Source organism: Herbaspirillum frisingense GSF30 (assembly GCF_000300975.2).
Classification (GTDB): domain Bacteria; phylum Pseudomonadota; class Gammaproteobacteria; order Burkholderiales; family Burkholderiaceae_D; genus Herbaspirillum; species Herbaspirillum frisingense.
The window spans coordinates 169632-183578 of record NZ_AEEC02000003.1 but is presented as its reverse complement, the minus strand read 5'-3'; the positions used below and the strand labels follow the sequence as shown (position 1 = coordinate 183578).

Annotated in this window: 17 protein-coding genes; 16 read left to right on the top strand and 1 reads right to left on the bottom strand. The window is 63.9% G+C overall.

Annotation, left to right across the window (positions count from 1 at the left end; genetic code table 11):
• Window positions 1–18: 18 nt before the first annotated feature.
• The gene (locus HFRIS_RS03625) at window positions 19–663 is read right to left on the bottom strand and encodes a TetR/AcrR family transcriptional regulator (protein ID WP_039874213.1); all 645 of its coding nucleotides are present in this window, start codon (window positions 661–663) and stop codon (window positions 19–21) included.
• A gap of 382 nt (window positions 664–1045) precedes the next feature.
• Here HFRIS_RS03625 and HFRIS_RS03620 point away from each other — a divergent pair, with 382 nt between their 5' ends.
• The 16 genes from HFRIS_RS03620 to HFRIS_RS03545 all read left to right on the top strand — a co-directional run bounded on the left by HFRIS_RS03620 (window position 1046) and on the right by HFRIS_RS03545 (window position 13912).
• Window positions 1046–2323, top strand: coding sequence for an aromatic ring-hydroxylating oxygenase subunit alpha (locus HFRIS_RS03620; RefSeq protein ID WP_006461874.1), 1278 nt, complete (start codon window positions 1046–1048; stop codon window positions 2321–2323).
• Window positions 2324–2336: 13 nt separating this feature from the next.
• Complete coding sequence (locus HFRIS_RS03615; protein ID WP_006461873.1) at window positions 2337–2711, top strand: hypothetical protein; 375 nt, start codon at window positions 2337–2339, stop codon at window positions 2709–2711.
• Between the two features lie 30 nt (window positions 2712–2741).
• Window positions 2742–3155: a cupin domain-containing protein gene (locus tag HFRIS_RS03610; protein ID WP_039874209.1), complete on the top strand. Its 414-nt coding sequence runs from the start codon at window positions 2742–2744 to the stop codon at window positions 3153–3155.
• Between the two features lies 1 nt (window position 3156).
• A complete protein-coding gene (locus HFRIS_RS24705; RefSeq protein ID WP_006461871.1) occupies window positions 3157–3525 on the top strand; it encodes a cupin domain-containing protein in 369 nt (122 codons plus the stop codon).
• A complete protein-coding gene (locus HFRIS_RS03600; RefSeq protein WP_006461870.1) occupies window positions 3522–4787 on the top strand; it encodes an NAD(P)/FAD-dependent oxidoreductase in 1266 nt (421 codons plus the stop codon). The genes HFRIS_RS24705 and HFRIS_RS03600 overlap by 4 nt, the downstream gene beginning before the upstream one ends.
• Window positions 4784–5338: a nuclear transport factor 2 family protein gene (locus HFRIS_RS03595; RefSeq protein ID WP_006461869.1), complete on the top strand. Its 555-nt coding sequence runs from the start codon at window positions 4784–4786 to the stop codon at window positions 5336–5338. The genes HFRIS_RS03600 and HFRIS_RS03595 overlap by 4 nt, the downstream gene beginning before the upstream one ends.
• A gap of 5 nt (window positions 5339–5343) precedes the next feature.
• Window positions 5344–6228, top strand: a complete 885-nt coding sequence (locus HFRIS_RS03590) for a dihydroorotate dehydrogenase electron transfer subunit (RefSeq protein ID WP_006461868.1) — start codon at window positions 5344–5346, stop codon at window positions 6226–6228.
• Entirely contained in the window at window positions 6222–7160 is a 939-nt protein-coding gene (locus HFRIS_RS03585) for a dihydroorotate dehydrogenase (RefSeq protein WP_006461867.1), read from the top strand. Before HFRIS_RS03590 ends, HFRIS_RS03585 begins: the two co-directional genes overlap by 7 nt.
• Entirely contained in the window at window positions 7157–7537 is a 381-nt protein-coding gene (locus HFRIS_RS03580; protein ID WP_006461866.1) for a non-heme iron oxygenase ferredoxin subunit, read from the top strand. Before HFRIS_RS03585 ends, HFRIS_RS03580 begins: the two co-directional genes overlap by 4 nt.
• Window positions 7534–8568 carry an asparaginase domain-containing protein gene (locus tag HFRIS_RS03575; protein WP_006461865.1) on the top strand — a complete coding sequence of 345 codons (1035 nt, stop codon included), beginning with the start codon at window positions 7534–7536 and terminating at the stop codon, window positions 8566–8568. The genes HFRIS_RS03580 and HFRIS_RS03575 overlap by 4 nt, the downstream gene beginning before the upstream one ends.
• 98 nt (window positions 8569–8666) lie before the next feature.
• A complete protein-coding gene (locus HFRIS_RS03570) occupies window positions 8667–9215 on the top strand; it encodes an SRPBCC family protein (protein ID WP_006461864.1) in 549 nt (182 codons plus the stop codon).
• Between the two features lie 88 nt (window positions 9216–9303).
• Entirely contained in the window at window positions 9304–10497 is a 1194-nt protein-coding gene (locus HFRIS_RS03565; RefSeq protein WP_039874205.1) for an ABC transporter substrate-binding protein, read from the top strand.
• Between the two features lie 11 nt (window positions 10498–10508).
• Window positions 10509–11417, top strand: coding sequence for a branched-chain amino acid ABC transporter permease (locus HFRIS_RS03560; RefSeq protein WP_006461862.1), 909 nt, complete (start codon window positions 10509–10511; stop codon window positions 11415–11417).
• A complete protein-coding gene (locus HFRIS_RS03555) occupies window positions 11414–12436 on the top strand; it encodes a branched-chain amino acid ABC transporter permease (protein WP_006461861.1) in 1023 nt (340 codons plus the stop codon). Before HFRIS_RS03560 ends, HFRIS_RS03555 begins: the two co-directional genes overlap by 4 nt.
• Complete coding sequence (locus HFRIS_RS03550; RefSeq protein ID WP_006461860.1) at window positions 12433–13200, top strand: ABC transporter ATP-binding protein; 768 nt, start codon at window positions 12433–12435, stop codon at window positions 13198–13200. The genes HFRIS_RS03555 and HFRIS_RS03550 overlap by 4 nt, the downstream gene beginning before the upstream one ends.
• Window positions 13193–13912 carry an ABC transporter ATP-binding protein gene (locus HFRIS_RS03545; protein WP_006461859.1) on the top strand — a complete coding sequence of 240 codons (720 nt, stop codon included), beginning with the start codon at window positions 13193–13195 and terminating at the stop codon, window positions 13910–13912. The genes HFRIS_RS03550 and HFRIS_RS03545 overlap by 8 nt, the downstream gene beginning before the upstream one ends.
• Window positions 13913–13947 lie beyond the last annotated feature (35 nt).

Here is a 13947-nt window from a genome sequence, read left to right as displayed (position 1 = left end):
GCATTCCTTTTTGTCTTGTTATTCCGCCCGCGCCTTGCGGGCGGTTCGCTTGGGAGCGGCCGGAGTTTCCGGGGCCGCTGCCGGCGCCTCTGTCTCGCCCAGCAGCAGATTGGTCATGATGTCGGCGATGGCACTGACATCGCGCACGTCGCCGAGATGCTGGTTGATGGTGAAGCCGTCGAACGCCATCCAGATGACATGGGCCAGCAGGTCGTTGCGCACCAGGTGAGCACGCTCCGGGGGGAGCGACTCGCTGATGAGGGCCGTCAGGAAGGTTTCCACATCCATCAGCAACGTATTGGGCTTGGTCATGCCCTGGGGCGACACGGCCAGGGCTTCGATCAGCGCGTTGGCGAAGGAATGATCGCTGGCTGGTATGTCGCCCCAGATCCCCGTGAAGACCCGGCGCAGGCGTGAGCGCGGCGTGCGGAACTTGCGGACCGACTCGGCCAGCGCCTGCAGCTGCTGTTCCAGCCAGGGCTGGTAGATCTCATAGAGGATGGCCAGCTTGGAATCGAAGTACACATAGAGATTGGCCACGGTCATGTTCGACGCCCGTGCGATCTCGGCCATGGTGGTCGGCGTATAGCCCTTGCGGGAAAACAGATCGAAGGCCGATTCCAGGATGGCCTCGCGCATGCCGCTCTTCTTGATTTGCGCCACGATTCCTCTTGCGTGCTGGTAATGAATGGCGTGGATTCTAGCACGCAAGCCCTTTCCTGCTGTCCCTGTCCCCGGATCTTCTCTCTTCCCCACAACGGTGAATCCTTTAAACAATATTCGCTTTTGAGCGCGATATTGGTGCGATGCCGGTGCGCTAAGAGGGCGAATCCGCTACCCCGGCGTGCGTCGCTGCAGGCCGCTGTCGTGTTGTGGTGCAGCATGCTGAAGACGTGTCGCCAGGCCCTTTTTCACCTGTCCTTGAAATCGATCAAAAACGCTTGACATTCATTTTTGCGGAATACAGAATGACATTCGTTATTAGGACGCATCGGTTCTCAGGCCCCTCTCTGATCGGGCCTGCCATCCACGAGTGAGGGAGCTCATGAACAAGGTCATCAAGCTGCATCTGCACGATCGCTATCCGGAACTGGGCAAGGGGCCTGTTCCTGTCGAGCCGTACATCTCCACCGCCTACTACGACAAGGAGCAGGCCAGGATCTTCAAGAAGACCTGGCTGCACGTGGGGCGCGTGGAAGAGATTCCCGCCGCCGGCGACTACTTCGTCAAGGACCTGGAAGCCTGCGAAGCTTCCATCATCGTGGTACGCGACAAGCAGGGCGCAATCAATGCCATGCATAACGTCTGCTCGCACCGCATGAACCAGATCGTCTACGAGAAGCGCGGCCAGGCGCGCAAGTTCTTCTGCAAGTTCCACGGCTGGGCCTATGATCTGCAGGGCAACCTGACCGGCGTGCCGGAAGAGGGCTCCTTCTTCGATCTGGACAAGTGCGACCACGGTCTGTCGCGCGTGGCCTGCGAAGTCTGGCAAGGCTTCATCTTCATCAACCTCGATCCCTCCCCGGAACTGTCGCTGGCGCAGTTCCTGCAACCCATGTTCGGTGATATCGAAGGCTATCCCTTCGACAAGATCACCACCGGCTTCCAGTGGACCACGGTGGTCAATTGCAACTGGAAGCTGGCGCTGGACGCATTCCAGGAGGCCTACCACGTGGCCTATGTGCACGGCCATTCGATCGCCGATGCCATCGATACCGCCGAAGACGGCGCCATGCCGCCCCTGGATGCACTGTGCGGACAATTCCATCGACGCCTGTCCATCGCCGGCAATCCCAAGTCGGTCTACGGCAATCCCAATGCGGTGACCGCAGGTGGCGCGGAGGCCAGCAAGGCCATCGCCGACTCGGCCGTGAAGAAGCCCATTGCTGCCGCTGCACTGCGTGCCGGCATGGGGGCGGCCAGCTACCACTTCCGCAAGGAAGACCTGCCCAAGGGCATGAACTGGACCGGCCACGAGAACTGGCTCTTCGACATCAATGTCGTGTTTCCGGACTTCTACCTGTCGCTGCGTCCGAACTACTTCCAGGCCTACAACTTCCGGCCGATCTCCCAGGGCAAGACCCTGCTGGAGGCGCGCGTGTACTACCCGGAAATGAAGACTGCCGGCGGTCGCTTCTATCTCGAATACATGAAGGTCGCCCTGCGCGATGTCCTGCTGGAAGACCTGAGCACCTTGGAACGCACCCAGAGCGCGGTGCAGACCGGCGTGAAGAAGGAAATGATCCTGCAGGACTATGAGCTGCTGGTGCGCCACGGCGCCCACGTAGTCGATCGCATCGTCAATGAAGAAACCAAGGCCTGAGGAGTCGCCCGCCATGAATTCGCCGCAACCAGCAAGCCCGCAAAGTGCCATCACGCTTCCGGCCGGTTTTGCCCATCTGATGCCGTTCAGCCATTGGAGCCTGGCCACCGAGACCGAGCGCACCCGTATGCGCAATACCAGCGCGTTCGCCGACATCGTGGCCTTCAAGGACGCCATGCTGGCCGATGTCGATGCCATCGTCGCCTACCTCAACGGCTTCGAACTGGATGCCATGCCGCCGCCGGAAGCAGCGCTGATGTACATGCTGCTGTCCCTGGCCGAGGTCGCGCCGGCGGTGGAAGCCTACCAGCAGCCGGGCGTGATCGATGGCTACGAGTTCTCGCGCTTCGTGGCCGATGAGAAGTTCGTCATGCGTCCGCCGATCTGAGCCGACGCTGTCATCAACCAAGGAGCTTTCATGCCCAAATGCAGAGTGTTCGCCATCGACGATAACCTCAAGGAGATCGTGGCCGATGGCTTGTATGGCAAGCACATGTTCGGCGCGTCCGTCAGCGTGGCGGTGGTCAAGTTCGTCGCCGCGCAGGGGCATGACCTGCCTGCCAAGTCGCATAGCCACGGCGAGGAAGCGTCCTTGCAGCTGCTGGGTGGCTGCTCCGTTTTCGAAAGCAGTGACAGCGAAGAGACCGACCTCGAATCGGTGATGGAGAGCGGTGATGCGCTCATCATTCCCGCCGGGGTTTTGCATTACGGCAGCAACCGCTTCGGTGCCGAGGGCGTGTCGCTGCGCCTGAACGTGGTGACCCCGGCGCGCAAGGAGTACGGCCCGGAGGATTCGACGCCGTATTACCCCCTCAAGAACAGGAGCCGCTGAGATGTCCAGCCTGTCGAACCCGACCGATCCGCATTGCCAGCCGCTGCAAACCGACTGGCAGAATCCGCAGGCAGCGCCCGGCATGCACACCGTCGAGGGCCAGCACCTGAATATCGGCATCGGCGTCTTCCGTCGTGGCCAGCACAGCGAGGTGCCGCCGCAACCGCAAGGGGAGGAAGTGGCAACCGTACTGGAGGGCATGTTCCTGGTCGAAGCCGCTGGCGAGCGCTACGAACTGTCCCCGGGCGAGGGCATCATCATTCCACCCAATGAGCCGCGGCGCTGGACCTGTCAGAGTGAGCGAGGCGCGCTCTATCGCGTCATCACCCGCCTGGACCAGCTGCCGCCGGTCGAGGAGTCGGTGTCATGAACCACCATCAGCCGCAAGCGCAGGGTGCGCCGCAGGATCAGCGTGTGTTGATCGTCGGTGCCGGGCATGCCGGTGGGCGCGTGGCGCAAGCCCTGCGCTCGGATGGGTTCGGTGGCCGCATCCTGCTGCTGGGTGCGGAGCCGCACACCCCCTATGAACGGCCGGCCCTGTCCAAGGAACTGCTGCTGGGCAGCAAGACCGTGGACGAACTGATGCTGGGGCCACGCAGTTTCTGGGAGGACCCCGCCATGGTCGAGCATCGCCAGGGTGTGGTCGCCCGTATCGACGACTTGCGTCAGGCCCATCTGGAGAGCGGCGAGGTCATCCCCTTCGACATTCTGGTCGTGGCATCCGGTGGTCAGGCTCGTGGCCTGACGATCCCCGGTGCGGATCTGCCCGAAGTCAGGGTCCTGCGCACCATCGAAGACTGCCTCGCGTTGCGCCCGGCCATGGCCCAGCAGCGTCGTCTGCTGGTGATCGGTGGTGGCGTGATCGGCATGGAGGCGGCGTCCTCGGCGGCTGCCCTGGGCATGGAAGTGACCGTGGTCGAAGGCGGCGCCCGGGTGATGGCGCGTTGCCTGCCGCCGGAAGGGTCGCAGTGGCTGCAGGCGCTGCACGAACAGCGCGGCATCAAGGTGCTGACCGGGGTGAGCGTATCGGGCATCGCGAAGACGGCCGAAGGATTGCGCATCGACGCCCAGTGCGCCGGACAGGAAATGGCGCTGGAGGCCGACCTGGTGCTGGTGGCGGTGGGCATTTCGCTCAACACGGACTTCCTGGAAGGCAGCCCGGTACGCCTGGATAACGGCGTGCTGACCGATGCCTGGTGCCGCAATCCGGATGCGCCATGGTGCTATGCCGTGGGCGACGTGGCCAACAGCTTCAGCCCCTTGTATGGGCGGGCATTGCGCCAGGAGACCTGGCGCAATGCCGAGAATCAGGCGCGTGCGGTATCGGCCGCTATCGTCGGCCGGCCGGAGCCGTATATCGAAGTGCCGTGGATGTGGACCGACCAGCTCGATCGCAATATCCAGGTGGTCGGCATCTATACGCCGGGCGACCTGGTGATATCGCGCATTCCGCCAGGGGAGCGGGCCGGCGTGCTGCTCTGGCTGCATGAGGGCAGGGTGGCCGGCGGCATGCTGGTCGACAGTGGCCGGGAGCGCCGCCAGCTTGAAGAACTGGTACGCCGCGGCTCCACCATCGATGCAGCGGTGCTGCGCGATCCTGCCATTTCGCTCAAGGAACTGGTGCGCTCATGAGCAACCTGGAACAACGTGTGGCCGCACTGGAAGCAGCCGAAGCGATCCGCCAGCTCAAGGCACGCTATGCCAGCCTGGCCGATCAGAAATATACGACCAACTACCAGCGGCAGCCGCCGCTGCGCATGGAGAAGATCGCGCTTGCCCAGGCCGCCTGTTTTACCGAGGACGCCATCTGGGAAGGCGGCGCGGAGTTCGGTGCCAGCCTGGTCGGGCGCGATGCGCTGGCGCAATGGTTCATGCGCTCGCCCTGGTGCTATGCGCTGCATTACTACGGCAGCCCGGAGATCAGCGTGGAAGGCGACGTCGCCTCGGCACGCTGGCGACTGTGGCAGATCGCGCTGCGTGAGCAGACCAAGAAGGCGGTGCTGCTGGGCGCGCTGACCTACGAAGAATATGCCCGCGACCAGCAGGGACAGTGGCTCTGTTCACGCATGCGCTTCGAGCAGACCCAGATGCTGCCCATCGATGCAGGAGCCTTCCCGCTGGTGACGTCCTTCGAGCAGATTACCGATGCCGCCGTGCGTGCATCCTCTTCCACCCACCTCTAGAGATCATGACCAATAGCGTCCCTATCCCGCTGCAGCCAGCGCCGAGTACAGCGGCCTCGTCCTGCGGCGGCCACTGCGCAGATTTCACCATCGCCGAGAACCTGTGCCAGGTACTGAGCAATGCGTGGGTCAACGCCGAGTACAAGCACCTGGTCCTGAAGGCGCCGCCAATTGCGCTGGCGGTGCTGCCGGGTCAGTTCTTCCACCTCAACTGCCCGCCCTCCGGCAACGACGTGCCTTACCTGCGCCGACCGATGAGCCTGTACCGCGTTTCGCCGCAGGACTGCACCATCGAATTTCTCTACAAGGTGCAGGGCGCCGGTACCCGTGGCCTGGCCACCCTGGAGCCGGGCGCCACGCTGGACGCCTTCGGGCCGGTCGGCCAGGGCTTCACTCTGCCGCCGCAGGCCCGCCATGTGCTGGTGCTGGCGCGCGGCGTGGGCCTGGCCACCATGGCCCCGCTGGCCCAGCACGCGGTGCAGCGCGGAGCAAGGGTGACGGCCATCCTCTCGGCGCGTTCGCCGGCCTTGGTGATGTCGCAGCAATACCTGCGCTCGGTGGGGGCAGATGTCATCGTGGTGCATGACCAGGATGGCAGCAGTGACATCGCCCACATCGAAAAATTGGTACGTGAACGGCATGCGCAGCTGCCCTTCGACCTGCTGACCACCTGCGGCTCCAACCGCTTCCTGCTGGCGTTGCAGCGACTGGGCCAGGAGCTGGACGTGCCGGCCCAGGTGGCGCTGGAGCAATTGATGGGATGTGCGCTGGGCATGTGCTTTGCCTGCGTGCGGCCATTCCGCAAGAGCCCTGGTTCGGAAACGATGAGTTACAGACGCGTGTGCTGGGATGGCCCGGTGTTCGACGCGCAGGAGACAGTGACATGGTAGACATGAGCGTATCCATCGGTAAGCTGACCTTGCAGAATCCGGTCATGCCCGGCTCCGGGACCTTTGCCGAGGGCATGGCCAAGGTGATCGATCTCAATCGTCTGGGTGCCATCGTCACCAAGACCATCACCAGCGACCTGCGCGAGGGCAACACCCCGCCACGCGTGGCCGAGCTGCGCAATTCGACCTTGTTCTCCATCGGTATCCCCAGCAAGGGGCCGGAGCACTATCTGGAAGAGCTGGTGCCGTTCTACCGGAATTACACGCCCCCTCTGGTGGCCAGCATTTCAGCCAATACCGTGGAAGAGTTCGGCGAGCTGGCCGCACGCCTGAGCGTGCCGGGCGTGGCCGCCATCGAGGCCAATATCTCCTGCCCCAACCTGAAGAAGGATGGCCAGGCCTTCGGCATGGACCCACAGGCCACCGAAGCGGTGATCAAGGCGATGAAGCGCAACACCGACCTGCAGGTCTGGGCCAAGCTCTCGCCCAATGTCGGCAGCATCGCCGTGATCGCCCGTGCCGCCGAGCAGGGGGGCGCAGACGCCCTGGTCAGTTCCAACGCCATCCTGGCCATGGCCATCGATATCGAAAGTCATCAACCCAAGGTCGCCAACCTGATGGGCGGGATCACCGGCAGTGCCACCAAGCCCATCCTGTTGCGCATGGCTTACCAGGCGGCGCAGGCGGTCAGCATTCCGGTCATCGGTTGCGGTGGCATCGCCACCGCCGAGGACGCCATTGAATACCTGCTGGCCGGTTGCACGGCAGTACAGGTGGGCACGGCCAATTTCATCAGCACCAGCGCCATGCCGCGCGTCATCGACGACCTCCAGGCCTATTGTGTACGTCGTGGCATCACCCGCATCCGCGACCTGGTCGGTGCCATGAAGGTGCATGAGGCCAAATTGCTGGAAGCGAGGGCCGGCCTGTGAATGGCATCCTGCCTATCGTGGCGGCAGACGCCCAGGCGTCCCCGCCGTCGCCCGATGCCCAGGGCTGGTTGACGCTGGGGCCGCTGGCCGAGGTGTTTGGTGATCGCGCCTGTCGCTCGCTGAAGCTGGGCGGTGCGCAGGTCGGCCTGTTCCTGGTGGATGGCGAGGTATATGCCATCGACGACATCTGCAGCCATGGCAATGCGCGCTTGTCGGAAGGCGAGATCGACGGCTTCGAGGTCGAATGCCCCCTGCATGCCGGACTGTTCGACATCCGTTCCGGCAAGGCCTTGTCGGCGCCCTTGACACGTGATGTACGCAGCCACGAGATCCGTCTCGAAGAGGGTGTGCTGTACCTGCGTCTGGTGGCTGCATGAGCGGCCTGTCCCGCGCATCGGGTAAGCCACGGGTTGCTGTCATCGGCACCGGTGGCACCTTCGCCATGCATGCGCGGCATGCCTTCGACTGGGTCGAGTACAGCGAGAGCGGCGTGGTGCATCCCATCGACGATCTGGTGGAACAACTGGACCAGGTCGACCTGGATATCGAGATCCTGCCGCAGTCCTTCCGCATGATCGGCAGCACCGGCATCCTGCCGCAGGACTGGATGGAGCTGGCGCAGCTGATCAGGCGCACGGTGCAGGACGACCCCGGCCTGACCGGCATCGTCGTTACCCATGGCACGGCGACGATGGAAGAGACCGCATGGTTTCTGCAGCTGGCCACCGATATCCGCCAACCGATCGTGCTCACCGGAGCACAGCGTCCGCTGAACACGTCGGGCAGCGATGCCATGGCCAATCTGCGCGCAGCACTGGCGGTGGCGGCTGCCCCACAGGCCCAGGGGCAGGGCGTTCTGGTGGTGATGGATGGCATGGTTTTTGCGGCACGCGATGTCAGCAAGGCCGCCAGTTTCGAGCTGCACGCATTCGAGGCCACGCCCTATGGCCCGCTCGGTCGGGTGGACGCTGATGGCAGCGTGGTGCTGCGCCGCCGCGTGACTTCATCGATATCGCACAGCATGCTGCCGGCGCTCGACATGTCGTCGAGCCGGACCTTGCCACGCGTGGATATGGTGGTGTCCTATGCCGGTGCCGACGGTGCGGCCATCGATGGCGTGCTGGCGGCAGGCGCCCGGGGAATCATCAGCATCGGACTGGCACCCGGCCGCCCGGCCAATGGTGAACGCGCCGCCCTGCAGCGTGCAGTGGCGCAGGGTGTGGTGGTGGTGCAGGCCGCACGCGCTGCGCGTGGCGTGGTACCGCCGCAGGCCTTCCTGCAACGTGACGGGGTGTTGGCGGGAGGCGATCTGGCCGCCCCCAAACTGCGCATCCTGCTCATGCTGATTCTGGCGCAGTCGCCATTGCCGGATGCGGCCGCGATACAGGCGCTGCTGCTGGCGCATTGAGGGCGCCGGCAGCCAGGAGCACGCCGCACGCAGCGCAGCGCCCACGGAGCGGGCGGACTATACGAATGACAGGCAATTGAAAGAGGAGCGAATCAAGCATGGAAATGATCAGCGAACGTCTGGTACCCGCCTCCCGGCAGGCGGTATGGGAAGCCCTCAACGATCCGGCCAGCCTGCGCGATTGCATCGCCGGCTGCGACCGGCTGGAGCAGGTCGGCGAGCATGAGTACGAAGTGGGCATGTCGATCAGGATCGGTCCGGTCTCGGCCAAGTTCAAGGGACGCATGAGCCTGACCGACATCGTGGCGCCGCAGTCCTATGCGATTACCTTCGAAGGCCAGGGCGGCATGGCCGGCTTTGCCAAGGGCAGCGCCGCAGTGCGGCTGGTGGCACCGGAAGAAGGCGAGGGCACGCTGTTGCAATACGAGGTACAGGCCCAGGTCGGCGGCAAGCTGGCGCAGCTCGGTGCACGCCTGATCGACAGTTCGGCCCGCAAGATGGCCGATGATTTCTTTGCTCGCTTCGTCAAGCTGTTCGAACCGGAGGCCGCCGCCGCACCCGCGGCCGATGGCCCGGGCGATCAGCCGGCGCAGGAGCAGCCGCGTCAGGGCGCCCTGCGCAGCATGTGGTCACGCGTAGCACGCTAGTGGGGCAGCACGGTCGCCCACGTTCAAGTTTTCCCGCACGCAGCAAGCAGCATTCGTAGTTCAACCTTAGCCACGAACAGGAATGAAAATGAAAAGATCTGCGGTAGTGAAGTCGATGGTGAGTGCCCTGGGGGCGTTGGCGGGGCTGGCAGTGCTGGCGTTTCCGCAGCAGGCCATGGCCGATATCAAGATTGGCCTGTCCGGCCCCTTCTCCGGGCCGATGGCTGCCGACGGCCAGGAATATATCGACGGCTTCGGCCTGGCCCTGGAGCAGCTTGGCAACCAGCTTGGCGGACAGAAGGTGCAGGTGCTGCAGGGGGACGACCAGATGAAGCCGGATGTGGGCTCGCAGGTCATGCGCAAGTTCATCGAACTGGACAAGGTCGATGCCATCGTCGGCCTGGGCTACTCCAACATCATCATGGCCAATCTGCGACGACTCAAGGAATCCGGTGTGGTTTCCATCGCCGTGGCCGGCGGCCCCTCGCCGATGGCCGGTGCGGAGTGCGGCGCCAATGTGTTTTCCATCGCCTACCCCAATGACGGTTCGGGCGAAGCCATCGGCAAGCTGGTGCAGGACAAGGGCTACAAGAATGTCTATCTGATGGCTCCCAACTACCAGGCCGGCAAGGACATGCTGGCCGGCTTCAAGCGCTGGTACAAGGGAGGCGTGGCCGCCGAGGTCTATACGCAGATTAACCAGACCGACTATTCGGCCGAGATCACCCAGCTGCAGCTGAGCAAGATGGATGCGGTCTTCATGTTCTACCCCGGCAGCATGGGCGTGAACTTTACCAAGCAGCTCAAGCAGGCCGGGGTGATCGGCAAGGTACCGGTGTATTCCACCTTCACCGTCGATGGTACCAATCTGCCGGCCCTGCGCGAGGCCGCCGTGGGCGTGATCAGCGGCAATACCTGGAATCCGGCGCTGGAGAATCCGGAAAACCAGAAGTTCGTCAAAGCCTTCGAATCCCGCTACAAGCGTGTTCCGAGTACCTATGCCGCCAATGCCTATGACGCGGCCTTCCTGCTTGATACGGCAGTGCGCAAGCTCAAGGGCGACACCTCCAACAAGGTGGCCTTCGCCGCTGCCGTCAAGGCGGCCGGTGCGGAGTTCAAATCGGTACGCGGTCCCTTCCGCTTCAACACCAATAACATGCCGATCCAGAACTACTATGCCTTCGAGATCGTCAAGGAAGGCGATCAGATCAAGGGCAAGCTGGTCGCCACCCCGCTGGTGGACCACAAGGATGCCTACGTGGCGGCCTGTCCCCTGAAGTGAGAGAGGCCATCATGCTACTGTTTGCGCAACTGCTCAACGGTCTCCAGTACGGGGTCTTGCTGTTCCTGCTGGCGGCCGGCCTGACCCTGGTGTTCGGCATCATGAGCTTCGTCAACCTGGCGCACGGTTCGCTGTACATGATGGGGGCCTACATTGCGGCCTCGGTCGCCAATGCCACCGGCAGCTTCCTGCTGGGGCTGCTGGCCGCGCTGCTGGGCTGCCTGGCCATCGGTGTGCTGCTGGAGCGGGTGGCGGTGGTGCGGCTGTACGACAAGAACCACCTGAACCATGTCCTGGCCACGTTCGGCATGATCATGTTCTTCAATGAACTGGCCTCGATGTTGTGGGGCAAGCAGCCCCTGTTCGTCTCGGTGCCACCGATGCTGGACGGTGTCATCAACCTGTTCGGCCTGCCCTATCCGCTGTACCGCTTTGCGGTCATCGTGGTCGGTCTGGCCGTGGCCGTCGGGTGCTACTGGATGATCCACCGCACCCGCCTGGGCATGCTCATCCGTGCCGGCGCCAACAATGCGGCCATGGTGGGCGCGCTGGGGATCAACATCCGCTTCCTCAATGCCCTGCTGTTTGCCGTCGGTGCCGCCCTGGCCGGACTGGCGGGTGCCGTGGCCGGCCCCATCCTGTCGGTCCAGGCCGGCATGGGTGAGCCGGTCCTGATCGCCACCTTCGTGGTGATCGTCATCGGCGGCATCGGTTCGGTCAAGGGCGCGTTCTATTCGGCCCTGATCGTCGGTGTCGTCGATACCATGGGACGGGCCTTCCTGCCCATGCTGTTGCGTGAGATGGTCAGCCGCCAGCTGGCCGATGCGGCTGGTCCGGCACTGGCTTCCCTATTGATCTACCTGCTGATGGCGGCCGTCCTGGCGCTGCGTCCGCAAGGCCTTTTCGTGGCAAGACGATGAAGACGACTTCCTCCCTGTTCCGTCCCAGCCTGGGCATTCCCCTGCTGCTGTTGCTGGCGCTACTGGCCGTGCCACCGGTGGCCGCTGCACTGGGTGCACAGTTCTACGTGGGCTTTCTGGCGCGTGTGCTGATCTATGCGCTGGCCGCCAGTGCGCTCAACCTGGTGCTGGGCTATGCCGGCCTGATCGGCTTCGGACACGCACTCTTCATTGGCCTGGGGGCGTATTGCGTCTCCCTGTCCTCGCTGGCCGGGCTGGAATCGGCGTGGCCGCAGCTGCTGCTGGTGCTGGTTTCGTGCGGCTGTATCGGGGCGCTCACCGGTGCCATCAGCCTGCGCACCCGTGGCATCGGCTTCATCATGATCACCCTGGCGTTTTCCCAGATGGGCTATTTCGTCTTCGTCAGCCTCAAGCAGTATGGGGGTGACGATGGCATGTCCATCATCGCCACCAGCCGGCTGGGCGCGGGGATCGACCTCGGCTCGGTGCTGCCCTTGTTCTATGCCGCCTGGGGCGTGCTGGCGGTGACCCTGCTGTGGATGCACCGGTTGCGGCACGCGCCCTTCGGCATGGCCCTGCGCGGCTCGCGCCAGAACCTCGCGCGCATCAGCGCACTGGGCTTCCCGGCCCGCCGTCTGCAACTGATCGCCTATGTGCTCTCCGCCATCCTGTGCGGCCTGGCTGGTTTCCTGCTGGCCAATCTGAATGCCTATGCCTCGCCGGGGCTGATGAGCTGGCAGGTGTCCGGCGAGCTGATCGTCATGGTCGTGCTGGGCGGCATGGGCAGCGTATTCGGTCCGTTGCTGGGTGCACTGGCGTTTATCTGCCTGGAGGAGGTGATGAAGTCGTATACCGAGCACTGGATGCTCATCTTCGGGCCGATGATCATCCTCATCGCGCTCACCGGTCGTGACGGACTCATGGGTGCCTTGCACTGGCTGGATGTGCGGTGCTGCCAACGCGGCGCATCCGGCCGTATCGATGCGACTGCCATCGTCGCCAATGGAGCCAAGCAATGAACGGCCTGCGTACCCAGGGATTGACCAAGCGCTTCGGCGGCCTGTTGGTGACCGACGACGTCAGCCTGGACATCCGTCCCGGCGAACTGCACGCCATCATCGGCCCCAATGGGGCCGGCAAGACCACCCTGATCAACCAGCTCTCCGGAGAGCTGCGGCCCGACAGCGGCCAGGTCTGGTTCGGCGATGAGGAGGTGACCACGCTGCCGCTGCATCAGCGCGCCTGCCGGGGCTTGCTGCGCTCCTACCAGATCACCTCCATCTTCGAAGAGTTCACCGTGATGGAAAACGCCGTGCTGGCGGCGGTCGGCGCGACTGGCGGCTACGGTTTCTGGCGTCCGATGATGGCCCGTGAGCAGGCCTGCCAGGACGCGCAGCAGGCACTGCTTGCCACCCGCCTGGAAGCCCGCCGCGATACGCTGGCAGGAGAACTGGGCTACGGCGAGCGACGCCAGCTTGAGCTGGCCATGGCATTGGCCGCGCAGCCGCGCCTGCTGTTGCTCGACGAGCCCATGGCCGGCATGAGCATCGAAGAATCGGCATCGGTGGTACAACTCTTGCAATCCCTCAAGGGCCGTTACTCGATGCTGCTCATCGAACACGACATGGATGCGGTCTTCGCCCTGGCCGATCGCATCACGGTGCTGGTATCGGGTCGTGCCGCCTTCTGTGGCACGCCCGATGAAATTCGCAATCACCCCGAGGTCCGCGCCATCTACCTGGGTGATGAGGCAGGGACTTTTTCTGGAGCCGCTCATGGCTGAACAGTTATCCATCCGCGGGCTGCAGGCCTCCTACGGTCGGGCGCAGGCCCTGTTCGACATCTCGCTGGACCTGCAGCGCGGTGAGGTGATCACCTTGCTCGGTCGCAATGGCATGGGCCGATCCACCACCGTCAAATGCCTGTTCGGTCTGCTGCGTCCGAGTGCCGGCAGCATCAGCTTTGGCGGCCAGCGCATCGATACCCTGCCTTGTCACGAAGTGGCGCGCCGTGGCCTGGGGCTGGTGCCCGAAGGGCGCCAGATCTTCGCCGACCTGACCGTGGAAGAAAACCTGATCGCCACCGCCCGTCCGGCGCGCGCCGGGCAGGCCGACAGTCGTCCCTGGACCTTGCGACGCGCCTATGAATTCTTTCCACGGCTGGCGGAACGGCGTCAGAACATGGGTTCGCAGTTGTCCGGCGGCGAGCAGCAGATGCTGGCCATCTCGCGTGCGCTGATGACCAATCCCTCCCTGCTGGTGCTGGACGAGGCCACCGAAGGCCTGGCGCCGGTGGCGCGTGCCGATATCTGGCGCGCCCTGCACGAACTGAAGAAAGAAGGGTTGTCGATGATCGTCATCGACAAGAACATCCAGTCGCTCATGGGACTGGCTGACCGCCATTATGTGGTCGAGAAGGGACGTATCGCCTGGAGTGGAAGCTCACAACAGTTGCAGCAGGACCCCTCCCTGGTGCATCGTTACATGGGCGTGTGAGCGTGCGCATCCCGGCTGCGCCCACCCGGCCTGTC